19 protein-coding genes are annotated in these 21,361 nt (G+C 70.2%); 13 read left to right on the top strand and 6 right to left on the bottom strand.

The window, feature by feature from the left end:
• Positions 1–8: 8 nt before the first annotated feature.
• Both OG439_RS33070 and OG439_RS33065 read right to left on the bottom strand, forming a co-directional pair.
• The gene (locus OG439_RS33070; protein WP_326944610.1) at positions 9–1,076 is read right to left on the bottom strand and encodes a ricin-type beta-trefoil lectin domain protein; all 1,068 of its coding nucleotides are present in this window, start codon (positions 1,074–1,076) and stop codon (positions 9–11) included.
• A gap of 81 nt (positions 1,077–1,157) precedes the next feature.
• Positions 1,158–2,390 (bottom strand): family 16 glycosylhydrolase, encoded by a 1,233-nt coding sequence (locus OG439_RS33065; protein WP_326944609.1) that lies wholly within the window; start codon positions 2,388–2,390, stop codon positions 1,158–1,160.
• A 356-nt stretch (positions 2,391–2,746) separates the two neighbouring features.
• Between OG439_RS33065 and OG439_RS33060 the strand changes: the two genes are divergently transcribed.
• A complete protein-coding gene (locus OG439_RS33060; RefSeq protein ID WP_326944608.1) occupies positions 2,747–3,019 on the top strand; it encodes a hypothetical protein in 273 nt (90 codons plus the stop codon).
• A 528-nt stretch (positions 3,020–3,547) separates the two neighbouring features.
• Here the strand turns inward: OG439_RS33060 and OG439_RS33055 are convergent.
• Positions 3,548–4,783, bottom strand: coding sequence for an ROK family transcriptional regulator (locus OG439_RS33055; protein ID WP_326944607.1), 1,236 nt, complete (start codon positions 4,781–4,783; stop codon positions 3,548–3,550).
• Positions 4,784–4,914: 131 nt separating this feature from the next.
• Here OG439_RS33055 and OG439_RS33050 point away from each other — a divergent pair, with 131 nt between their 5' ends.
• The 8 genes from OG439_RS33050 to OG439_RS33015 all read left to right on the top strand — a co-directional run bounded on the left by OG439_RS33050 (position 4,915) and on the right by OG439_RS33015 (position 14,384).
• Complete coding sequence (locus tag OG439_RS33050) at positions 4,915–6,102, top strand: ROK family transcriptional regulator (RefSeq protein ID WP_326944606.1); 1,188 nt, start codon at positions 4,915–4,917, stop codon at positions 6,100–6,102.
• Between the two features lie 316 nt (positions 6,103–6,418).
• Positions 6,419–7,975: an ABC transporter substrate-binding protein gene (locus OG439_RS33045; protein ID WP_326944605.1), complete on the top strand. Its 1,557-nt coding sequence runs from the start codon at positions 6,419–6,421 to the stop codon at positions 7,973–7,975.
• Positions 7,976–8,092: 117 nt separating this feature from the next.
• The gene (locus OG439_RS33040) at positions 8,093–9,115 is read left to right on the top strand and encodes an ABC transporter ATP-binding protein (RefSeq protein ID WP_326951677.1); all 1,023 of its coding nucleotides are present in this window, start codon (positions 8,093–8,095) and stop codon (positions 9,113–9,115) included.
• Positions 9,112–10,092 carry an ABC transporter permease gene (locus OG439_RS33035; RefSeq protein WP_247058240.1) on the top strand — a complete coding sequence of 327 codons (981 nt, stop codon included), beginning with the start codon at positions 9,112–9,114 and terminating at the stop codon, positions 10,090–10,092. The genes OG439_RS33040 and OG439_RS33035 overlap by 4 nt, the downstream gene beginning before the upstream one ends.
• Position 10,093: 1 nt before the next feature.
• Positions 10,094–11,089 (top strand): ABC transporter permease, encoded by a 996-nt coding sequence (locus OG439_RS33030; protein ID WP_326944604.1) that lies wholly within the window; start codon positions 10,094–10,096, stop codon positions 11,087–11,089.
• Positions 11,086–12,078: an ABC transporter ATP-binding protein gene (locus OG439_RS33025; protein WP_326944603.1), complete on the top strand. Its 993-nt coding sequence runs from the start codon at positions 11,086–11,088 to the stop codon at positions 12,076–12,078. The genes OG439_RS33030 and OG439_RS33025 overlap by 4 nt, the downstream gene beginning before the upstream one ends.
• A 41-nt stretch (positions 12,079–12,119) precedes the next feature.
• Positions 12,120–13,523, top strand: a complete 1,404-nt coding sequence (locus OG439_RS33020; protein ID WP_326944602.1) for a GH1 family beta-glucosidase — start codon at positions 12,120–12,122, stop codon at positions 13,521–13,523.
• 231 nt (positions 13,524–13,754) lie between these two features.
• On the top strand, positions 13,755–14,384 hold the full coding sequence (locus OG439_RS33015) for a DUF2306 domain-containing protein (RefSeq protein ID WP_442792353.1): 630 nt from the start codon (positions 13,755–13,757) through the stop codon (positions 14,382–14,384).
• On the opposite strand, the gene OG439_RS33010 is transcribed toward OG439_RS33015, so the two are convergent.
• Both OG439_RS33010 and OG439_RS33005 read right to left on the bottom strand, forming a co-directional pair.
• On the bottom strand, positions 14,341–15,495 hold the full coding sequence (locus OG439_RS33010; protein ID WP_326944600.1) for an acyl-CoA dehydrogenase family protein: 1,155 nt from the start codon (positions 15,493–15,495) through the stop codon (positions 14,341–14,343). The two genes, OG439_RS33015 and OG439_RS33010, sit on opposite strands and share 44 nt — an antisense overlap.
• The gene (locus OG439_RS33005; protein ID WP_326944599.1) at positions 15,492–17,834 is read right to left on the bottom strand and encodes a bifunctional salicylyl-CoA 5-hydroxylase/oxidoreductase; all 2,343 of its coding nucleotides are present in this window, start codon (positions 17,832–17,834) and stop codon (positions 15,492–15,494) included. Before OG439_RS33005 ends, OG439_RS33010 begins: the two co-directional genes overlap by 4 nt.
• 66 nt (positions 17,835–17,900) lie before the next feature.
• Here OG439_RS33005 and OG439_RS33000 point away from each other — a divergent pair, with 66 nt between their 5' ends.
• Positions 17,901–18,293: a RidA family protein gene (locus OG439_RS33000; protein ID WP_326944598.1), complete on the top strand. Its 393-nt coding sequence runs from the start codon at positions 17,901–17,903 to the stop codon at positions 18,291–18,293.
• 48 nt (positions 18,294–18,341) lie between these two features.
• Here OG439_RS33000 and OG439_RS32995 read toward each other — a convergent pair whose 3' ends face one another.
• The gene (locus OG439_RS32995) at positions 18,342–19,196 is read right to left on the bottom strand and encodes a PaaX family transcriptional regulator (RefSeq protein WP_326944597.1); all 855 of its coding nucleotides are present in this window, start codon (positions 19,194–19,196) and stop codon (positions 18,342–18,344) included.
• A gap of 277 nt (positions 19,197–19,473) precedes the next feature.
• Between OG439_RS32995 and OG439_RS32990 the strand changes: the two genes are divergently transcribed.
• The 3 genes from OG439_RS32990 to OG439_RS32980 are packed head-to-tail and all read left to right on the top strand — an operon-like array spanning position 19,474 to position 21,361.
• Positions 19,474–20,151, top strand: a complete 678-nt coding sequence (locus tag OG439_RS32990) for a GNAT family N-acetyltransferase (protein ID WP_326944596.1) — start codon at positions 19,474–19,476, stop codon at positions 20,149–20,151.
• Between the two features lie 43 nt (positions 20,152–20,194).
• A complete protein-coding gene (locus OG439_RS32985) occupies positions 20,195–20,965 on the top strand; it encodes a hypothetical protein (protein ID WP_326944595.1) in 771 nt (256 codons plus the stop codon).
• A 36-nt stretch (positions 20,966–21,001) separates the two neighbouring features.
• A complete protein-coding gene (locus OG439_RS32980) occupies positions 21,002–21,361 on the top strand; it encodes a PLDc N-terminal domain-containing protein (protein ID WP_326944594.1) in 360 nt (119 codons plus the stop codon).

The following is a 21,361-nucleotide window of genomic DNA, read 5'->3' as shown; positions in this document are numbered from 1 at the left end:
GCGTTTTCTCATGGGAGCGTCCACTTCTGGTTCGCGCCGGACCCGCAGGTCCAGATCTGGAGCCGGGTGCCGTTGGCGGAGCTGTTGCCGGTGGCGTCGAGACACTTGCCGGAGCCCGCGTTGACGAGGTTCTGCGAGCCGTTGGCCGACCACTTCTGGGCGTTGCTGCCGTTGCAGTCCCACAACTGGACGGTGGTGCCGTTGGCCGTGCCCGCGCTGGTGACGTCGAGGCACTTGCCGAGCGCGCGGATCGTGCCGTCGCTGCCGACTGTCCACTGTTGAGCGGTGGTGCCGTTGCAGTCGTAGAGCTGGACGGCGGCGCCGTTGGCGCTGCTCGCCGCGTTGACGTCGACACACTTGCCGCCGACGCCGGTGATCTGCCCGCCACCGGCGGGCGGCGGGGTGGTGGTGCCGCCGGCGAACTGCGTCGCGACCTGCTCGCCGAGGCTGGTGGCGTTGTTGTGGTTCTCGATCGGGTTGACGTGCGTGTTCGGGAACACGATGTACGTCACCGGGCCTTCGGTGCCGCCGTTGCTCGGGTCGGGGTTGATGCCGAGGTTGACGGCGGTGGCGTAGGACGCCTCGCCGATGATGCTCGTCGGCCCGGTGTCGCCGACCACGGCGTAGGTGACCTGGTTGTTGTAGATCACCGCCACGACCGAACCGCCGTCGATGCCGTAGTTGCGGTAGTCCCATGTGGACGTCGGCTGCGGCAGCACGATGTAGGGCAGCTGGGCCGCGTTGAGCGGCTGGTCGGTCGAGGTGTGGAACGCGGTGTCCGGGTAGAAGCAGCAGTCGGTCTGCTCGTTGCACTGCGTGGTACGGACGCCGTCGCAGTCGATGTCCATGTCGGCCTTGAAGAACACCGCACCGTTGGCCTGGCAGACGGGCACGGTCGCCGCGCCGCCTTCGTCGAAGGAGTACTTGCCGTTCGAGATCTGCTGGCAGGACGTGGTCTTCGCGAGCAGCTGGCTCGCGGACGGACCCGCCTCGACCGCCGCTTGGGCGGAGGTGGACGTCAGGAAAGAAAGCGCTAACAGGGCACACCCCATTAGCGCGACGAGGAATCGCCGCACTTGGATTCTCCTGTGGGGTAAGGGGTCGTGAGTGCGTAACAGTGTTAGAACACTGTTACGCACTCACGAGGGGGGACCGGGTCAGGGAGTGGTCCACTTCTGGTTCGCGCCGCCGCCGCAGGTCCAGATCTGCAGGCGGGTGCCGTTCGCACTCGAATTGCCGGTGGCGTCGAGGCACTTGTTCGCGTTGGGGTTCACGATGTCCTTGGCCCCGCTGATCGCCCACTTCTGGGCGACGCTGCCGTTGCAGTCGTAGAGCTGGACCGCTGTCCCGTCGGCGGTGCCGGCGGCGTTGACGTCCATGCACTTGCCGAGGGCGCGGATCGTGCCGTCGGTGCCGATGGTCCAGTTCTGCGCGGCGTTGCCGTTGCAGTCGGTGATCTGGATCGGCGTGAGGTTGGCGGTGCTGGCGCCCGCGACGTCGACGCACTTGCCGCCGATGCCGGTGATCCGCCCGGTGCGCCCGGACGGCGGGGTGGTGCCGCCGCCGGTGTCGTTGGTGACGTGGACGTAGTCGACGACCAGCTGCTGCGGGAACGTCGTGCTGCTGTTGGGGTCACCCGGCCAGTACCCGCCGACGGCGAGGTTCAGGATGATGAAGAAGTTGTGGTCGTAGACCCAGCGGTTGCCGTTCAGGTCGGACGGCGTGCGCGTCTGGTAGAGGTTGCCATCGACGTACCACTTGATCTGGTTGGGCGCCCAGTCGACGGCGTAGGTGTGGAAGTCGTCGGAGAAGTTGGGGCCGTTGTAGGCCGCGCCGATGCCGCCGGCGCCGGAGTAGCCCGGGCCGTGGATGGTGCCGTGCACGGTGTTCGGCTCGAAGCCGACGTTCTCCATGACGTCGATCTCGCCGTCGGTCGGCCAGTTGCCGCCGCCGAGCATCCAGAACGCCGGCCACATGCCCTGCCCGCGCGGCAGCTTCATGCGCGTCTCGAAGTGGCCGTAGGCCTGGCTGAACTTGCCGGAGGTGTTCATCCGCGCGGAGGTGTACTCGCAGCGGCCGTACCAGCAGTTGTAGTTGCCGGGGTTTTCCTTCTTGGCCGTGATCACGAGGTGGCCCTGGCCGTCGAGCTGGGCGTTGTTCGTGCCGGAGGTGTAGTACTGGCGTTCGTGGTTGTTGACGTTGTCGCCGGTTTCGAGCTGCCACTTGGAGCCGTCGACGGCGGACCCGGCGGGGCCGTTGAAGTCGTCGGTGAAGGTGGCCGCGGCTTCGGCGGCGGGTGCGGTCAGTGCCTGCTGCCCGAGGACGAGCAGCGAGCCGACGGCCAGTAGCGCCGCTGCTCTTCGCAACTTGCGGAATTTCGAGGTGGACATCTTTGTCGCCTCTCTCACCGTGGGGACCGGCGTTCCGCGCGCAGCACGGAACGCGGGGAGGGGAGGGTGGCCGTGCATGCCGGGGCGGCGGCAGGCGTGACCGGGCATCGCGGTGCCGTCCGCGGTCCGGGGCGGGTGGATCGCGGGCGACGAAGGGTTCTACAGGGCTTTGTTGTGCCTGGCAACAAAGTATGCATGGTCCAGACAAGTCGGGCAACAGTCGGACCGTCATTTTTTTTCAACCCGAATTAAGGGTGGGTTGCTGACGGGTGTGGGCGGCTCGAGGTGCGGCTGAGCTGCGGAAGTCGGGTTCCCGCTCAGCGGGGCATGGCGGTTGTCCACAGGGTTATCGGGTTGTGGATGGGGGGTGCTCCTGGTGGGGCTTTCGCCCGGGGTTGTCGGGTGGGGTCGATACGCTGGAGCGGGGATGGACCCCCTGGGGAGGGTGGGCGCTGCTCTGGTGGGCGCTGCTCTGGTGGGCGCTGCTCTGGTGGGCGCTGCTCTGGTGGGCGCTGCTCTGGTGGGCGCTGCCGGTGCAGTGGTGGACGCTGTTCGGTGGGCGGGCGTTGCCCAGGTGGTGGGCGCTGCTCGGGCGGGCGCCGCTCTGGGGCTGCGGGACTGTGCGGTAGTGGAGGCGGTTGGGCTCGGTGTTCGGAATTCCAGCTGTGGTGACGGCCCGATCAGGGGGCATCCACAGCCCTGCCGGGTTGTGGACAAGTGGGCGCCTGACCCGGTCTTCCGCAGCCTTTTGTCGGTCGGCGCCGATACGCTGGTGCGGGGATGGACCCCTGGGAGGGTGGGCGCTGTTCGGGTGGGCGCTGCGCGAAGCCGCCGCGAGAATCTGGCTGCGGAGCCGGCGGCCGCTGCTCGGGCGGGCGGGCGTTGCTCGGAAGGCGGGCGCTACTCGGGAAGACGCTACGCAAAGCCGCCGCGAGAACCTGGCTGGCGGAGTTGGCGGCCAATTGCCAGCAGTGGGCCGGCCTCCCGGCCCGGTAGAGCCGGCCTCGGGCCGAGCCAGCCTCCCGGCCTGGCAGAGTCGGCCAGCCGCAGCCGCAGCCGCAGCCGCAGCCGCAGCCGCAGCCGCAGCCGCAGCCGCAGGCCGCGTCGGCCCCAGCCCGGTCTGACCTCAGGCTGCGTCGGTCCGGGCCCCGCGGGCCTCAGGCCGCGTCGGAGTTTGATGCTCCTGGCTTGGCTAACCGGGATGTCGCTCCCTGCTCCAGCAGGTCCGCCACCGGCAGCGTCGCCGCGCCCGTCGCTACCGCGTCCAGACCGAGAGACCCCAGCTGGATCGACGTCTGGCTGAACGGGTGCCGTAGGGCGTGCTCGCCCGCGGCCTCACGAATGCGCGGCAGGAGCTGCTCGCCCAGGGCCAAGCCCGCCCAGCCGCCGATCACTATGCGTTCCGGGTTGAACAAGTTGATCAAGTTCGCGATGCCCGCGCCCAGGTAGCCCGCCGTGTCGTCCAGGACTCTCGCCGCCGTTTTGGACTTCGGGGCCGCCTCCAGCAGCGCCGAGAACTGGGCCTGCTCGTCCGCTCCCGGGATGTCCTTGCCGCGCGCCTTCCGGTACCGCGTCAGCACGCCCTCCGCGCCGATGTACGCCTCCAGGCAGCCGTGTGCGCCGCAGCGGCATTGTGCGCCGCCGTACGCGATCGTCGTGTGGCCCCACTCGCCCGCGCTGCTCGTCGAGCCGCGGTACGTCGAGCCGTCCGCTACCACCGCCGCGCCTACTCCCGAGCCGATCAGCGCTATCACCGCGTGCTTCGCGCCGCGGCCCGCGCCGAACCACATCTCCGCCTGGCCCTGGGTCTTCGCGCCGTTGTCGACGAACAGCGGCAGCGTCACCCCGGCGTCGCGCAGCAGGTCCGTGAGCGGGACGGCGTCCCAGCCGACCGTCGGCGCGTGCACCAGCACCCGCTCGCCCTGCTCGACCGTGCCCGGGACGCCGATGCCGACGCCGAGGACGGCTGAGTCCCCGATGCCCGCGCTGGCGAACACCTCGCGCAGCCCGGACGTCACCTGCTCGACCGCGGTCGCCGGGTCCGGGGCCGCCGGGAGCGGGTGGTCGACCGTCGCGAGGCGGTTCATCGCCAGGTCGAACAACTCGATCTTGACGCCGGTCTCGCCGATGTCGACGCCGACGACGTGGCCGTACGCCGGGTCGACGCGCAGCAGCACGCGCGGGCGGCCGCCGTCCGATTCCACCTGGCCCGCTTCGGTGATGAGCCGTTCCTCGCCCAGTTCGGCGGTGACGTTGCTGACCGTGGCGGCACTCAGTCCGGTCAGCTGGCTGAGCTCGTGCCGCGACAGCGGGCCGTCGAAGTAGAGTTTCGACAGCAGCAGGGAACGATTGTGCCGCCGCAGATCGCGGACGGTGGTGCGCTTGCTCGCCATGGGCAACCCATCTGAACTCTTACCGGCTACTGACAGGATGCCTGATCACCCTAAGTTGTGGCCATGTATTAACTGGTGAACTAAGTCCCGAACTGATGGTCGCACCGCATGTGTCTGGCACAATCCCCACCGTGACCCAGGTGGTGCGGCAGACGACCAGAGACCTCCGGCGGCACAACCGTGCGGCGCTCCTCTCCACCCTCTACCTCCACGGCCCCGTCAGCAGACTGGAACTGGTAGCTGAATCGGGACTTTCGGCCGCCACCGTTACGAACGTCGTGGCCGAACTGATCGCGGACGGCGTCGTCGCCGAAGCCGGATCGGTCGAATCGGACGGCGGACGCCCGCGGACGCTGCTGGCCGTGCGGCCGGATTTCGGCCACGTCGTCGGCGTCGACGTCGGCGAGACGCACGTCGAGGTCGGCCTGTTCGACTGCGCGCTCGGGACGCTGGGCACCGTGCGCCACCCCCTCGTCGGCACGCGGCTCGACCCGGGTGAGGTCGCCGCGCTGGTGCGCGCCGGCATCGCCGAGGTGCTCGAGGGCGGGGACGCCGCCGCGGTGTTCGGCGTCGGCATCGGCGTGCCCGGGGCGGTCCGCGACGGCGGGATCGTCCACGCGCCCACCCTCGGCTGGCGCGGCGTGGCCTTCGCCGACCTCATCCGCCCGCACGTCGTCGCGCCGCTGCACCTGGACAACCGCGCCCGCACGCTGGGCCAGGCCGAGAGCTGGCTGGGGGCCGGCCGCGGCGCCGGGCGCGCCATCGTCGCCCTGCTCGGTGTGGGGGTCGGGGCCGCGGTCGCCACGGCCGGGCCGTCGCACCCGGGCATCACGACCAGCGAGTGGGGGCACACGGTCGTCAAGGCGGGCGGCGCGGCCTGCCGGTGCGGGTCGCACGGCTGCCTGGAGGCCTACGTCGGCACCGAGGCGGTCGTCCGGCACTACGCCGATCGGGTGGGGAAAGATCCCGTCATCGGGGACGAAAGCGACGCCGAACTGGCCCACATCGTGGCCGAAGCGCAGGTCGCCGGGCCGGCCGCGGAGGTGCTGGCCGAGACCGGCGAGTACCTCGGGATCGGCATCGCGAACCTCATCAACCTGCTCAGCCCCGACCGGGTGGTGCTTTCCGGCTCCGCAGGGGCGATCATGGGTCCGGCGATCCTGCCCGCCGTGCGTGACGCGGTCGGCCGGCACGCGCTCGACTACCTCGCCGGGCGCACCGAAGTCGTCCTCGGCCGGCTCGGGCCGGAGGCCGTCGCGCTCGGCGCGGCCACCCTGCCGGTCGCGCAGCTGCTCGCCGCGGGCGGCCGGACCGGCTGAAACCCCTTGTGTCGCAAGGGGTAAACCGCCGGTCGGCCCAAGCCTGCGAGTTCTTTCAGTACTTAAACTTAGGTACAAAACGTTACCGCCGTGTTATTGACGTGACCCGAGTCACCCAGGTTGACTCGTGGCGTCGTTCGGTCGCCGGCGGTCGGGGCTCGCTACCAGTCGACACGGAGTAGTCGTCGATGACCAGGAGGAACCGATGCGAGTCAAGCGCTCCATCGTCGCAGCGCTAGTGGCACTAATGGCCCTGGGGGGCTTGACCGCGTGCGGGGGAGGTAGCTCGAGCGCAGGTCAGGGCAACCCCAACGCCGTGCTCAACGTGGGGATGCCGAACGGCCCGCAGTCGGAGAACAACAACCCGTTCCTCGAGACGTCGGCCGCGGCCAACCTCGGTTACCGGTGGACGATCTTCGAACCCCTCGTGATGCTCAACCGCGTCAAGCCGCAGGAGCCCGGCAAGCCGTGGCTGGCGACGAAGTGGGATTGGTCGGACAACTACAAGAAGCTGGTCCTGACCGTCCGGGACAACGTGAAGTTCTCCGACGGCCAGCCGATGACCGGTGACGACGTGGCCTACACGTTCGGCCTGCTGCGGGACAACAAGGCGCTGAACATCGACGCCGTCCCGTACAAGGACATCACCGCGGCCGGCAACCAGGTCACGCTGAGCTTCGACAGCTCCCAGTTCGTCAACCAGGTCAAGATCCTGCAGACGATCGTGGTGCCGAAGCACATCTGGCAGGGCATCAAGGACCCGGCGCTCGACACGATCAAGAACCCGGTCGGCACCGGCCCGTACACGCTCAAGTCGTTCACCCCGCAGACGGTGATCGTCAGCCAGCGCGAGGGCTACTGGCAGGAAGCGCCGAAGGTCAAGGAGATCCGCTACACGTCCTACACGGACAACAACGCGCAGGTCTCGGCGCTGGCCAGCGGTGCGGCCGAGTGGAGCTTCGTCTTCATCCCGAACTACAAGGCCGTCTACACGAACAAGGACCCCGAGCACTACAAGCTCTGGTTCCCCGCGCAGCTGGCCGTCCACGGCCTGTGGTTCAACACCGAGAAGGCCCCCTGGAACAGCGCGCCGCTGCGCCAGGCGATCAGCAAGGTGATCAACCGCGACGACATCTTCAACCAGGGCGAGGCGGGTTACTTCTACCCGAAGAACGACCAGGTCACCGGCATCCCGACGCCGGCGGGCGACCCGTTCATCGCGCCGCAGTACCAGGGCCAGACCGTCAAGGTCGACGTCGCGGCGGCCAAGGCGCAGCTCACCGGCGCCGGCTTCACGTTCAACGGCGACAAGCTGCAGGACCCGTCCGGCAAGCCGGTCACCCTCAAGCTCACGGTCCCGTCGGGCTGGTCGGACTACATCACCGACCTGGAGATCATCAAGGACAACCTGTCGCAGATCGGCATCACCGCGACGGTCGACAAGATGAACCAGGACGCGTGGACGAAGTCGGTCGACACCGGTGACTTCGAGGGCCTGATGCACTGGACCAACGACGGTGCGACGCCGTACGACATGTACCGCGACGTCATGGACGGCAACCGCTACAAGCCGACCGGCCAGGGCAACATCAACGGCAACTACGGCCGCTTCAAGAACGACGAGGCGACCAGGGCGCTCGAGACCTACGCCAACGCCGAGGACGACGCCTCCCGCACCGCCGCCATGGCGACGCTGCAGAAGATCATGATCGACCAGCAGCCGATGATCCCGACGTCGGCCGCGAACTCCGGTGGCGAGTACAGCACGAAGAACTGGACGGGCTGGCCCGAGGAGGCGAACCCGTACGCCCCCGCGCAGCCCACCCTGCGCAACGCGCTGGACATCATCCTGCACCTGAAGCCCGCGGCCTGATCGATGGCGGACTCAGGTGTGAAGACCGAACACGGGGACGGCCACGGCGACGCCGCGGCCGCCCCGGCCCCCTCCGATCCGGCTTCGGCCGGATCGGAGGGGGGAACCCCCGGTGCGGTGGTCCTCGAGGCGGAGGGCCTGACCAAGCACTTCCCGGTGCGGCGCAAGGGACGCGCCGGGCTCACCGGCCCGCGCCGCGCCGTCCAGGCCGTCGACGACGTCTCCCTGACGTTGCGGCGGGGGCGGGTCACCGCTCTGGTCGGCGAGTCCGGCTCGGGCAAGTCGACCGTCGCGCGGCTGCTCGCGGGGCTCTACCCGCGCACCGGCGGCGACATCCGGCTGCACGGCGAGACCGTGAACGTGCGGCACGGCAAGGCGTTCCGGGCCTACTGCCGCCGGGTGCAGATGATCTTCCAGGACCCGTTCGCGTCGCTGAACCCGGTGCACACCGTCCGGTACCACCTGACGCGGGCGCTGAAGATCCACGGCCGGGCCGGCGACGACCTGGAGCAGGCGCTGCACGACCTGCTCCTGCGCGTCCAGATGACGCCGCCCGAGCGCTACATCGACAAGTTCCCGCACGAGCTGTCCGGCGGGCAGCGCCAGCGCGTCGCGATCGCACGGGCCCTCGGCGCCGACCCGGAGGCCCTGCTGGCCGACGAGCCGGTGTCCATGTTGGACGTCTCCATCCGGCTCGGTGTGCTGAACCTGTTGCGGGACCTCAAGGAACGCCTGCACCTCGCGATCCTCTACATCACCCACGACATCGCGTCGGCGCGCTACTTCGCCGACGAGACGATGGTGATGTACGCCGGCCGGATGGTCGAAGGCGGCGACAGCGAGACGATCACGCAGCGCCCGGCGCACCCGTACACGCGCCTGCTCATCGAATCCGCACCCGACCCCGACCGGCTCCAGGTCGCCGCCGGGGACAGCGACCTCGCACCCGGCGAGGTGCCCGTCGAGCGCGGGGCCGGCGAGCCGCCGAGCCTGATCGACCCGCCGTCCGGCTGCCGGTTCCACCCGCGCTGCCCGGTCGCGATGGAACGCTGCAAGACCGACCTGCCGCCGCGGTTCGAGGTCGACGACGCACCCGGCCACTGGGCCGCGTGCTGGCTGTACGACGGGGCCGCCCGATGAGGTACCTGCTGCAACGGCTGGCCTTCTACCTCTTCACGGCGTGGGCCGCCGTCACCATCAACTTCTTCATCCCGCGGCTGATCCCGGGTGACCCGGTGCAGTCGCTGATCACGAAGAACCAGGGCACGCTCAGCGCCGACGCGATCCAGTCCCTGTACGTCCTCTTCGGACTGGACAAGAACGAAAGCATGGTGACCCAGTACTTCCACTACTGGGCCCAGCTCTTCCGCGGCGACCTCGGGCTGTCGTTCACGTTCTTCCCGACGCCGGTCACCGAGGTGCTCGGCGACAGTCTGCCGTGGACGATCATCCTCGTCGGCATCACGACGATCATCGGCTTCCTGATCGGCACCGGCCTCGGCGTGGTCGCCGGCTGGAAGCGCGGTTCGTGGGTCGACGGCCTGCTCCCGGTGACGACGTTCCTCTCGTCGGTGCCGTACTTCTGGCTCGGCCTGATCGCCCTGACGCTGCTGGCCGGGCCGGGGAGCTTCTTCCCGTCGTCCGGCGGGTACGACCCGGGCCTGATCCCCGGCTGGGACCCCGACTTCATCGGCAGCGCGATCCAGCACAGCCTGCTGCCCGCGATCACCATCCTGATCAGCTCGATGGGCAGCTGGATCCTGGGCATGCGCAACATGATGGTGACCGTCGCTTCGGAGGACTACGTCACCGTCGCGCACGCCAAGGGCCTGTCCGAACGCCGGGTCGCGGTCGGTTACGCGGCGCGCAACGCGCTGCTGCCGAGCGTCTCCGGGTTCGCGCTGGCGCTCGGGTTCATCGTCGGCGGCACGCTGCTGGTGGAGATCGTCTTCTCCTACCCGGGGGTCGGCTTCGAGCTGTTCCAGGCGGTCGGCTCGCAGGACTACCCGCTGATGCAGGGCATCTTCCTGATCATCACGCTGTCGGTGCTGGTGGCGAACCTCCTCGCGGACGTCGCCTACCTCGCGCTCGACCCGCGGACCCGGAAGGCGGGCTGACATGGCGGTACCAGCAGCGGACGTCAAGGCCGCCCAAGCACTCCCGATCGACGCCGTCGCCGGGCGCGCCAAGCGGCGCCGGTTCCGGTTCCTCACCGGCGGCAAGACGATCACCGGGCTCAGCGTCATCGTGTTCTTCCTGATCATCGCGGTGATCGGCGAGTGGATCGCGCCGTTCGACCCGTCGGCCCGCAGCAACGACCTGCTCGAAGGGCCGTCGGGGCGGCACTGGTTCGGCACCACGCACCTCGGCCAGGACATCTTCAGCCAGGTCCTGGTCGGCACCCGCAGCGTCATGCTCGTCGGGCTGACCGCCGGCGTCGTGGCGACGATCCTCGCGGTCGTCGTCGGCGTCACGTCCGGCTACCTCGGCGGGACGCCGGGTGAAGGACTCTCCGCACTGTCCAATGTGTTCCTCGTGATCCCGGCGCTGCCGCTGATCATCATCATCGGCAGCGCGCTGCCGAGCGGTGGTGACTACCTGGTCGCGGTGGTCATCGGGTTCACGTCGTGGGCGTGGGGCGCGCGGGTCCTGCGCGCGCAGACCCTTTCGTTGAGAGGCCGGGAATACGTCGAAGCGGCGCGCGCCACGGGCGAGTCGACGTGGCGGATCATCTTCTTCGAGATCCTGCCGAACCTGACGGCGGTGATCGCGTCCAGCTTCGTCGGCACGGTGATCTTCGGCGTGATGTCGGAGATCACGCTGGCGTTCGTCGGCGTCTCGAGCTTTTCGAACTGGAACTGGGGCACGATCCTGTTCTGGGCGCAGAGCCAGCAGGCGCTGGCGCAGGGCGCCTGGTGGTGGTTCGTGCCGGCCGGGCTGGCGATCGCCGTCCTCGGCACCGCGCTGTCCCTGCTGAACTTCGGCATCGACGAGTTCGTCAGCCCGCGGCTGCGCGGCAGCGGCAAGGCGAAGGTGAAGGACATCCACGGACGCACGCAGCACATGCGAGTGGGCTTCACGCCCGTGCTCGGGCGGGAGGAACAGGCATCATGACACCGGTCCTGGAGATCAAGGGCCTCGACGTCGACTACGGCGTCGGCGACGAGGCCGTGCGCGCGGTGCGCGACGTGCACCTGACGCTCAACCGCGGCGAAGTCCTCGGCCTGGCCGGGGAAAGCGGCAGCGGGAAGTCCACTTTGGCCTACGGGCTGACGCGGCTGCTCGCGCCGCCGGGCGTGATCCGCGGCGGCGAGGTGATCTACCACCCAGAGAACGCCGAGCCGTACGACGTCCTGAAACTGACCCACAAGCAGCTGCGCGACTTCCGCTGGGCCGAGACGTCGATCGTCTTCCAGGGCGCGATGAACTCGCTGAACCCGGTGCACAAGGTCGTCACCCAGCTCGTCGACGTCATCAAGGCGCACGAGCCGGACACGACCCGCGCCGGGCGGGTGGCCCGGGCGAAGGAGCTGCTGAAGCTGGTCGGCATCTCGGCCGACCGGCTGGAGGCCTACCCGCACCAGCTCTCGGGCGGCATGCGCCAGCGCGTGATGATCGCGATGGCGCTGGCGCTCGAGCCACGCGTGGTCATCATGGACGAGCCGACCACCGCGCTCGACGTCGTGATGCAGCGCCAGATCCTCGGCCAGCTCGTGGAACTGCGCGAGCGGCTGGGCTTCTCGGTCCTGTTCATCACGCACGACCTCTCACTGCTGGTCGAGTTCTCGGACCGGATCGCGATCATGTACGGCGGCCGGATCGTCGAACAGGCCCCGGCGTCGGCGCTCTACCGGGACGCGCTGCACCCGTACAGCTACGGCCTGCTGAACTCGTTCCCCGCGCTGCGGGGTCCGCGACGCGAGCTCAGCGGGATCCCGGGTTCACCGCCGGACACGCGGGGCATGCCGGCCGGCTGCGCGTTCCACCCGCGGTGCCCCAAGGCCTTCGAGCCGTGCGACTCGAAGGTGCCCGTGCTGGGCCTGCCCGGCGGCGACGCGTCGCGCGAAGTGGCGTGTTTCCTGCACCCCGTCGCTACCCCCTGAACGTCGCCCGTCCTGTCCGGTACCACTGGAGGAGAGCCGCCTTGACCGAGACCACAGCCGCGACCGCGCAGCAGCAGGCGTTGATCGACAGCCTGCCGCCGGACTTCCGCTGGGGCGTGGCCACCGCCGCGTACCAGATCGAAGGAGCGGTCTCCGAAGACGGGCGCACACCGTCCATTTGGGACACTTTCTGCCAGGTCCCGTGGGCGATCGACAACAATGACAACGGTGACATCGCCTGCGACCACTACCACCGGATGCCGGAGGACATCGGTCTGGTCAGTGAGCTGGGCGCGGACACCTACCGGTTTTCCGTGGCCTGGCCCCGGATCCAGCCGCGCGGCCGCGGCCCGGTCAACGAGGCGGGCATGGGGTTCTACGACCGGCTGGTCGACGAGACGCTCGGCAAGGGCATCACGCCGTGGCTGACGCTCTACCACTGGGACCTGCCGCAGGAACTGGAGGACGCGGGCGGCTGGCCGGCGCGGGACACGGCGTACCGCTTCGCGGACTACGCGATGCTGGTGTTCGACCGCCTCAAGGACCGCGTGCGGCACTGGACGACGTTGAACGAGCCGTGGTGCTCGGCGATGCACGGGTACGTGCACGGCGTGATGGCGCCGGGCCGCCGGGACTACGCGGCCGGGCTGCACGCGGTGCACCACCTGCTGCTGGGCCACGGCCTGGCGACGCAGCGGATGCGTGAGGCCGCACCGGCGGACACGGAGTTCGGCATCACGCTCAACATGTGCACCGCCGACCCGGCGACCGACGCGCCGGAAGACGTCCGCGCGGCGCGGCAAGCGGACGGCCTGGGCGTCCGGATCTACCTGGACCCGCTGGTGCGCGGGGAGTACCCGGAAGACGTGGTCGAGGACCTGGCCGCGCGCGGTGTCAAGCTGCCGGTGCAGGACGGCGACCTGGAGATCATCTCGGCCCCGCTGGACTTCCTCGGCGTCAACTACTACTTCGGCCAGCAGTTCTCCGGCGTCGACGAGCAGGGCAGCGCGGTCGACTCGGACGGCGTCCCGACGTCCCGCACGGTGCCGTTCGGCGAGCCGACGACGGCGATGGGCTGGGAGATCCTGCCGGACAAGTTCACCGAGCTGCTGACCCGCCTGGGCCGCGACTACCCGGGCGTCCCGATGTACATCACCGAGAACGGCTCGGCGTTCGACGACGACCCGGATTCGAGCGGCTTCGTCCGCGACGAGCAGCGCACGGCGTACCTGGCCTCGCACATCGCCGCGGTGGCGGCGGCGCGCAACGCGGGCGCGGACGTCCGGGGCTACTTCGCCTGGTCCCTTTTGGACAACTTCGAGTGGGCTTACGGCTACGCGAAGCGGTTCGGCCTGATCCGGGTGGACTACGAGACGCAGGAGCGCACGGTCAAGCAGAGCGGCCTCTTCTACCGCGACACGGTCCGCCGGGTCCGCGGCAGCTGAGCTACGTCCGTGAAGGCCTCCTTACCGGCTCTTACGGCCGGTAAGGAGGCCTTCACGGCTTTTCGGCGGTAAGGCGGGCCCCACCAGGGTGGCGGTGGCAGGCCCCATGGTTGGGCCCCGGGGATTTCCCTAGCTTCGTACGGGTAGCCGACCCTTGGGGGAACCATGAGTGTCCGGACGGAAATCAGACCCGCGCCACCGCAGCGGCCGCCGTGGTGGCGACGGCCGTGGATCGGGCCGCTCGCGTTGCTCGTGCTCGCTTTCCTGGCCTTCTCGCTGCCGCCGTACCTCGCCTTCGACCCGGCGCGGTCGCGGGTGCCGCAGCCCGCCGGCTTTCTCGCGCACTACTGGTTCCTCGTCGCTCACGTGATCTTCGGATCCGTCGCCATGGTGGGCGCCGTGCTGCAGATCTGGCCGTGGCTGCGCCGGACGTACCCCGTTTTCCACCGTTACGCCGGCCGCGCGTACGTCTTCGCCGGCGTGCTGCCGGCCGGGGTGATGGCGCTGACCATCGGTTCGCAGAGCCCCTTCGGGCCGACGACGCGGGTCAGTGACATCGTCGCGGCGCTGCTCTGGCTCGGCTGCACCTTCGCCGGCTGGCGCGCGGTGCGCGAACGGCGCTTCGGCGACCACCGCAAGTGGATGATCCGCAGTGCGTCGTTGACGTTCTCGATCATCGTCAACCGGCTGATCACGCCGATCGCGATGGTCGTGCTGGAGCCGCAGATCCCGACCACGTTCGGCGGCAGCGAGCTGGCCTACTCGCAGAGCGTCGCGGCGATCTCGTCCTGGGGCGGTGTGGCGATCGCGCTCGTCTTCAGCCAGTGGTGGCTCGAGCGGAAGCCAGCCACCGCGCGATGATCGTCCGCTGGATCTCCGACGCTCCCTCGTAGATGCGCGGCGCGCGGACCTCGCGGTAGAGGTGCTCCAGCAGGTGCCCGCGCCGCAGGGCCCGGGCGCCGTGCAGCTGGACCGCCGAGTCGACGACGAACTGGGCGGCCTCGGTGGCGAACAGCTTCGCCATCGCCGCGCGGCCGCCGAGGTTCTGCTCGCCCGCGTCGTACGCGCCAGCAGCCGCGTAGACCAAGAGTCGTGCGGCTTCGGTGCGCGTCGCCATCTCCGCCAGCGCGTGTGCCACCGCCTGCTGCTTGATCAGCGGGCCGCCAAAGGCTTCGCGCTGCCCGGTGTAGTCCACAGTGGCGTCCAGCGCGGCCTGCGCCATCCCGACGGCGAACGCGCCGACGCTGGGGCGGAACAGGTCCAGGGTCCGCATCGCGACGGCGAACCCGCGGTTCTCCTCGCCGAGCAGCTCTTCGCGCCGGACCTCGACGCCGTCGAACGTGACGGTGCCGATCGGGTGCGGGCTGACCAGGTCCAGGTGCTCGCCGCCGAGGCCCGGACGGTCGCCGGGGACGACGAACGCGCTGACGCCGCGAGAGCCCGCGCCTTCGGTGGTGCGCGCGAACACCGTGTAGAAGTCGGCCTCGGGGGCGTTGGAGATCCACATCTTCTCGCCGGTGAGGCGCCAGCCGTCGCCGTCCGTCTCGGCTTTCAGCGAGAGCGCGGCCGCGTCCGAACCGGCGTCCGGCTCGGTCAGCGCGAACGCCGCCACCGCGTCACCGGCCGCCACCGCGGGCAGCCACTTCGCGACCTGATCGTCCTGTCCGGACTGCAGGATCGGGTAACTTCCCAGGCCCTGCAACGCCAACGCCGTCTCGGCTTCGGTGCTGACGGTCGCAAGGTTCTCGCGCAGGATGCACAGGTCCGTCGCGGCGGCCTGGCGTGACGGCTTTCCAGCGGCGACGCCGGGGAAGAGCCGCGCGAGCAAGCCGAGCGCGCCCATCGCCTTGAGCAGCGGGCGGTTGACCGCACCCTCCACACCGGACTCGGCGAGCGGGCGCAGCTGCTCCTCGGCCAGCTTCCGGACGTCCGCCGCGAAGGCGAGCTGGTCCGCGTCCAGGGTGAAGGTCATCGGTCGCCTTCCGGTCGCCAGCGGGCGTGGGCGGTACCGGCCGGGCCCGACCGGACGAGGTCCAGCCGAGGTTCCGGGCCGTCACTGCGGCCGGTCTGCGGCTTGCGGTTGCCCGCGGCGAACTGCTTCGGCCAGGCGATCGGATAGCCCTGCTCGGCCGCCGCGTGCAACGTCCACTGTGGATCGTAGAGGTGCGTGCGGCCCAGCGCGCACAGGTCCGCGCGGCCGGCCAGGATCAGCGAGTTGACGTCGTCGTACGACGAGATCGCGCCGACGGCGATCACCGCGATGCCGTACTCCTGCCCGATCTCGTTGCGGATCCGGTCGGCGTACGGCGTCTGGTAGCTGCGGCCGTACTGCGGCTTCTCGTCGCACACGACCTGACCGGTCGAGACGTCGATGCCGTTGGCCCCGTGGGAAGCGAAGGCGCGCGCGATCTCGACGGCGTCGTCGGCGTCGATGCCGCCGTCGGCCCAGTCGGTCGCCGAGATCCGGACGGTCATCGGCCGCTCGGCGGGCCACGCGGCGCGGACCGCGTCGAAGACTTCGAGCGGGAAGCGCAGCCGGTTCTCCAGCGAGCCGCCGTAGCCGTCGGTCCGCTGGTTCGTCAGCGGGGAAAGGAAAGAAGAGAGCAGGTAGCCGTGCGCGCAGTGCAGTTCGAGGACGTCGAACCCGGCGCGGGCGGCGGCTTCGGCGCACGCGACGAACTCGTCCCGGATTGATGTCATGTCCGTTGTGGACAGTTCGCGGGGGACCTGGTTCCGCTCGGAGTACGGCAGCGCCGAAGGTGCGCAGACTTCCCAGTTGTCCGACGGCAGCGGCTCGTCGATGCCGTCCCACATGAGTTTTGTCGAACCTTTGCGGCCCGAATGTCCTAACTGGACGCCGATGCGAGCGGGCGACTGGGTGTGCACGAAGTCGACGACCCGCTTCCACCCGGCTTCCTGCTCGGCCGTGTAGAGGCCGCCGCAGCCGGGCGTGATCCGGCCTTCGGGCGAGACGCAGACCATCTCCGTCATCACCAGCCCGGCGCCGCCGAGGGCCTTGCTGCCCAGGTGCACCAGGTGGAAGTCGCCCGGGACACCGTCCACAGCGGAGTACATGTCCATCGGCGAGACGATGATCCGGTTGGGCAGCTCCAGTTCGCCGAGCTTGAACGGCTGGAACATCGGCGGCCGCGACGTCGTGCCGAGCGAGCGCGCGAACCAGTGGTCCAGCTCGGCGGCGAACTCCGGATCACGCAGGCGGAGGTTGTCGTAGGTGACGCGGCGGCTGCGCGTGAGGATGTTGAACGCGAACTGCGGCGGATCCTGGTGGGCGTACTGCGCGATGTTCTCGAACCACTCCAGGCTGGCCTGCGCGGCGCGCTGGGTCGACGTCACGACCGGCCGCCGTTCCAGCTCGTACGCCTTGAGCGCCTCCGCGACGCCCGCGTTTTCGTGCAGGCACGCGGCCAGCGCGAGCGCGTCCTCCATCGCCAGCTTCGTGCCGGAGCCGATCGAGAAGTGCGCGGTGTGCGCGGCGTCGCCGAGGAGGACGACGTTGCCGTGCACCCAGGTCTCGCAGCGCACGGTGCCGAACGTGACCCACTTCGAGTTGTTCGCCATGACGCCGTGGCCCTGCAGGACGTCGGCGCAGAGTTCGCGGATCAGCGAAATCGAGTTCTCGTCGCTCTCGCCGGGCTTGAGCGCGGTCGCCGCGACGGGGGCGAACGTCCGCTGCCAGACGTCCTCCTGCACCTCGAGGATGAACGTGCTGCCCTCGCGGCCGTACGGGTAGCCGTGGATCTGCATGATCCCGGCCGGCGTCTCGAGGACGTAGAACTTGAAGGCGTCGAACACCAGGTCCGTGCCGAGCCAGATGTAGCGGCACCGGCGCGTCTCGACGCTCGGCCGGAAGTGCTCGGCGTGTTTCGCGCGGACCGCGGAGTTGACGCCGTCGGCGGCGATGACCAGGTCGTAGGCCGACAAGTCGACCGGCGCCTCTTCGCGGAAGCGCAGCTCGACGCCGAGCTCCGCGCAGCGGTTCTGCAGGATGCCGAGCAGGCGCTTGCGGCTCATCGCGGCGAAGCCGTGGCCGCCCGAGGTCGTGACGGTGCCGCGGTAGTGGACGTCGATGTCGTCCCAGCGGGCGAACTCGGCGCGCATGGCCTCGTGCACGGCCGCGTCGGCGTGCTCGATGCCGCCGAGCGTCTCGTCCGAGAACACCACGCCGAAGCCGAAGGTGTCGTCGGGCGCGTTGCGCTCCCAGACGGTGATGTCGTGACCCGGGCCGAGCTGTTTCGTCAGCGCGGCGAAGTACAGGCCCGCCGGGCCGCCGCCGATGACCGCGATACGCACGCCGTCCAGGATATGTCGTCACGCGTACGACCGTCAATGAGGCGAAAGATGGGCTACCGTGTCCGCATGGAACGCATCAACCCGCCGGAGCTGGGCAAGCCGTCCGGGTTCTCGCACGCGGTGGTCGCCGAGGGGCGCGTCGTCTTCCTCGCCGGGCAGACCGCGCTGGACGCGTCGAACCGGATCGTCGGCGACGGCGTCGTCGAGCAGTTCGAGCGCGCGCTGGGCAACCTGCTGACGTCGCTGCGCGCGGCCGGCGGCGCACCCGCGGACCTCTGCAGCGTGACGATCTACATCGTCGACATGGCCGACTACCGGGCGCACGCGCGTGAGATCGGCGCGGTCTGGCGGCGGCTGGCGGGCACCGAGTACCCGGCGATGGCCGGCATCGGCGTCGACCGGCTCTGGGACGAAGAGGCGCTGGTCGAGGTCCAAGGCTTCGCGGTCGTGAGTGGTTAGGGCGGTTAGAACCGCCCTAACCACTCACGACAAGCCGCGGCAGAGGACTCAGCCGAGGTTGATCGCCTTCGAGACGTAGGCGCGGGCCGGGTCCTCCAGCCGGGCGTGCAGCTCGAAGAACAGCTCGGCCGCGCGGATGCCCGACCAGTCGCGCGGCAGGAACTCCGCGGGCAGGCCGGGGTCGAGGTAGGGCATCCGCCGCCAGCCGGTGAGCACCCGGACGTAGTCGCCGAAGGCCTCTTCGTCGGCGACGGACTTGCGCCGCTGCCAGCGTCGCAGCGCCGGGCCGTGCTCGTCGAGGAACGTCGTGTACAGCTCGTCGAGCCGGTCGAGGTCCCACCAGTCGCGGACCTTCGCCGCGACGTCGCCGAAGGCCAGGTGGTCGGCCCGGAACAGGTCCGCGTACCCGGCGAGACCGAGGCGGGTCAGCGCCTCCGCCGTGACGTCGTGCAGGTGCGCGGGCGCGATCCAGACGCCCGAGGCGGCGGTGCCGAAGCCCATCCGGGCGAGCTGGGTGCGCAGCAGGTGGCGCTTGTGGCGCTCGGTCTCGGGCACCGAGAACACCGCGAGCAGCCAGCCGTCGGCCGGGGTCGCGCGCTCCCGGCGGAAGATCCGCTCGTCGCCCTCGCGCAGGATCCCGCGGGCGTCGTCGGACAGCTCGTAGCCCGCGGTGGCGTTGCGCCGCACGGCCTCGAGGATCCCGCGCCGCTTCAGCCGGGAGATCGACGAGCGCACCGCGGGCTCGTCGACCCCGACGGCGGCGAGCAGATCGATCAGCGACGCGACGGAGAGCCAGCCGCCTTCGGTGCGCGAATAGAGGCCGTACACCGTCACGATGAGCTGACGAGGCTGGGCCGCACGGCCGGAGCCGTCCAGTTCGGTCGCCTCGGGTACGGCCGTCATCGGGTCACAATAACAACCGCCCGCCGACGGCTCCGCTACGATTTCGCCGCGATGCCGCGGGAGCCCGGGGGCGATGCGCGGCCCAGGTTCAGCGCGAGGTGCCGGCGGCGGCCGGAACCGCGACGACCACTCCGGCGGACGGCCGCCGCGATTCGCGAGCTGCGCCGGAAGAACGGGAGCACTCCAGGCGTCGTTGCCGCGAGGTGCCGGCGGTCGGAGCCGCGTCCTGGCCGTGACAACTACTGCCGCGAGCTCGCTCCGCTACGATTTCGCCGCGATGCTGCCAGCCACCAAGGGGATCTTCGACCGGCTCAGCCGGCGCGGGCGCCTGATGTCCAAGCGGGCCTGTGACCGGTCCGGCCATGTGGTGCGCACCGGACGCTTCCTGTTCCGGACGCCCACCGCCTGGGAGTACGCCGCCGCGGTCGCCTGTGGGAGTGATCCGGCCGCGCAGCGGTGGCTCGGCTGGCAGCGTGACTCCATCGTCGCGCGGGGGGCTCGTGCGGACGCGTTGCGCGTTGTGCCCGGTACCGGGCCGGACTGGGTGTCGCCCGATCCGCAGTCGATCGACCTGGTGATGATCGACCTCGAGGCCGGCCGGTGCGTCGGGCTGGTCAGCGTGCACACCGGCGAGGACGGCGGGCCGGAGACCGGCGGTTACCTCGCCCCCGACTACCGCGGCCGCGGCATCGGCCGGACGCTCTTCGCCACCGGGCTCGTCCTGGCGCACGACCACCTCGGCCTGCCGCGGGTGCGCGCCGGCGCGGAGGTCGGCAACGTCGCGAGCGCGCGGTCGCTGCAGGCCGCGGGGCTCGCCCGCGTCGCCGGCCCGCCGACCTACCGGCTGCCCGACGGCCGCGTCACCGAGGCCTGGTGGTTCGAGCACGCCGTCCCGCGGGTGACGCGCTGCGCCGGCCCGCAGGCGACCTGGTTCCCGGCGACGTCGGCGCTCTGAAACTTCGGCGGGCGCCGACGTTTCCCGCGCCTACGGTCACCGCATGACCCAGCTGACCGCCCCGGTGCCACCCGTTCCCGCCGCCGTCCCGCCCGGCGGTGTCGCCTGGCTGCGCGCGTCCGTCGCCCGCTTCAGCAACGGCGCCGACCACGTCCGGCGGCGCGCCCTCGCCGTGTCGCTGCTCGCCGAGATCGACGAGAAAGCGTTGCGGGACAAGGCTTTTGTGTGGACCCAGCGGATCGTGGAGTCGGTCGAAGACGTCGATGTGATGGCCGTGATCGCCCGGCCGGTGCCGGTCGGCGTGCTCGCGGAGGCGCTTGGGCTGCCGGACGTCTCGACGGAGGTGACGATGGTCGCGGCCGCGTACCACCCGCACGTCACGCCCTCCGAGGCGGCGGAAGCGGCGATGGGCCGGCTGGTCGAGGTGTGCGGGGGAGCCGACGAACAGACGGCCGCCCGGATCGGCCTGCTCGTCCAGGCCTGCGACGCCACCGCCGGCCTGATCGGCAACGCGCTTTCCGCGCGGCTGGCCGGAAAACCGGGCGAGCTGCTGGCCGATCCGCCGGTGCTGCGCACGCGCCGCCGCGTCGACGGTGAGGACGTCTCCGTCGAACTCACCGGGACGCCGTTCGGCGCCGGACCGCGCGAATGCCCGGGGCCGGCGCACGCGATCGCCCTCGCGACCGGGGTTCTCCAGGCGTTGCGGGGTTTCCGCCTGACAGAAGCGGAAACGGCGTGGGTGTCGTCGCCGAATCTCCGGATGCCCCGAGTACTCCGGGTGACCCGCGGAAGTTCTGCCGGTGGCCTCTGCTAGAACTACCGCGTTCATTCTCTGGGGGAAGGCCGGAAATTGCTGTACATGGATGGGCTGCTCGGTTTCGTCACGCTCGGGCTGTGGATCTTCTGCCTGGTCGACGTGATCACCACGGACGAGTCGTCGTGCCGCAACCTGCCGAAGACGTTGTGGCTGCTGCTCGTGCTGCTGGTGCCGCTGGTCGGGTCGATCGTCTGGCTGGTCGCGGGGCGGCCGCAGCCGGTGTCGCGCGCCACCGGCCGTTACGAGCGCACCGCGCCCGCGTTCCCCGAGTACGACCGGCCGGGCCGGTTCGCGGCGACCAGCGCGGATGACGACGACGAGTTCCTCCGCAAGTGCCGCGAGCGCGCGGAGGCGCAGCGGAAGCTGGCGCGCGAGAAGGGCAGCGACGCCTGA

Source organism: Amycolatopsis sp. NBC_01307 (genome assembly GCF_035975215.1).
GTDB lineage: Bacteria > Actinomycetota > Actinomycetes > Mycobacteriales > Pseudonocardiaceae > Amycolatopsis.
The sequence above is the reverse complement of the archived record's forward strand: the minus strand, read 5'-3'. Positions and strand labels throughout refer to the sequence as shown.

Coding starts and splice junctions, on each gene's coding strand:
- OG439_RS32990 (WP_326944596.1), top strand. CDS start 19,474: ATGCTGCCAGCCACCAAGGGGATCTTCGACCGGCTCAGCCGGCGCGGG.
- OG439_RS33000 (WP_326944598.1), top strand. CDS start 17,901: ATGGAACGCATCAACCCGCCGGAGCTGGGCAAGCCGTCCGGGTTCTCG.
- OG439_RS32995 (WP_326944597.1), bottom strand. CDS start 19,196: ATGACGGCCGTACCCGAGGCGACCGAACTGGACGGCTCCGGCCGTGCG.
- OG439_RS33025 (WP_326944603.1), top strand. CDS start 11,086: ATGACACCGGTCCTGGAGATCAAGGGCCTCGACGTCGACTACGGCGTC.
- OG439_RS33065 (WP_326944609.1), bottom strand. CDS start 2,390: ATGTCCACCTCGAAATTCCGCAAGTTGCGAAGAGCAGCGGCGCTACTG.
- OG439_RS33035 (WP_247058240.1), top strand. CDS start 9,112: ATGAGGTACCTGCTGCAACGGCTGGCCTTCTACCTCTTCACGGCGTGG.
- OG439_RS33030 (WP_326944604.1), top strand. CDS start 10,094: ATGGCGGTACCAGCAGCGGACGTCAAGGCCGCCCAAGCACTCCCGATC.
- OG439_RS32985 (WP_326944595.1), top strand. CDS start 20,195: ATGACCCAGCTGACCGCCCCGGTGCCACCCGTTCCCGCCGCCGTCCCG.
- OG439_RS33055 (WP_326944607.1), bottom strand. CDS start 4,783: ATGGCGAGCAAGCGCACCACCGTCCGCGATCTGCGGCGGCACAATCGT.
- OG439_RS33010 (WP_326944600.1), bottom strand. CDS start 15,495: ATGACCTTCACCCTGGACGCGGACCAGCTCGCCTTCGCGGCGGACGTC.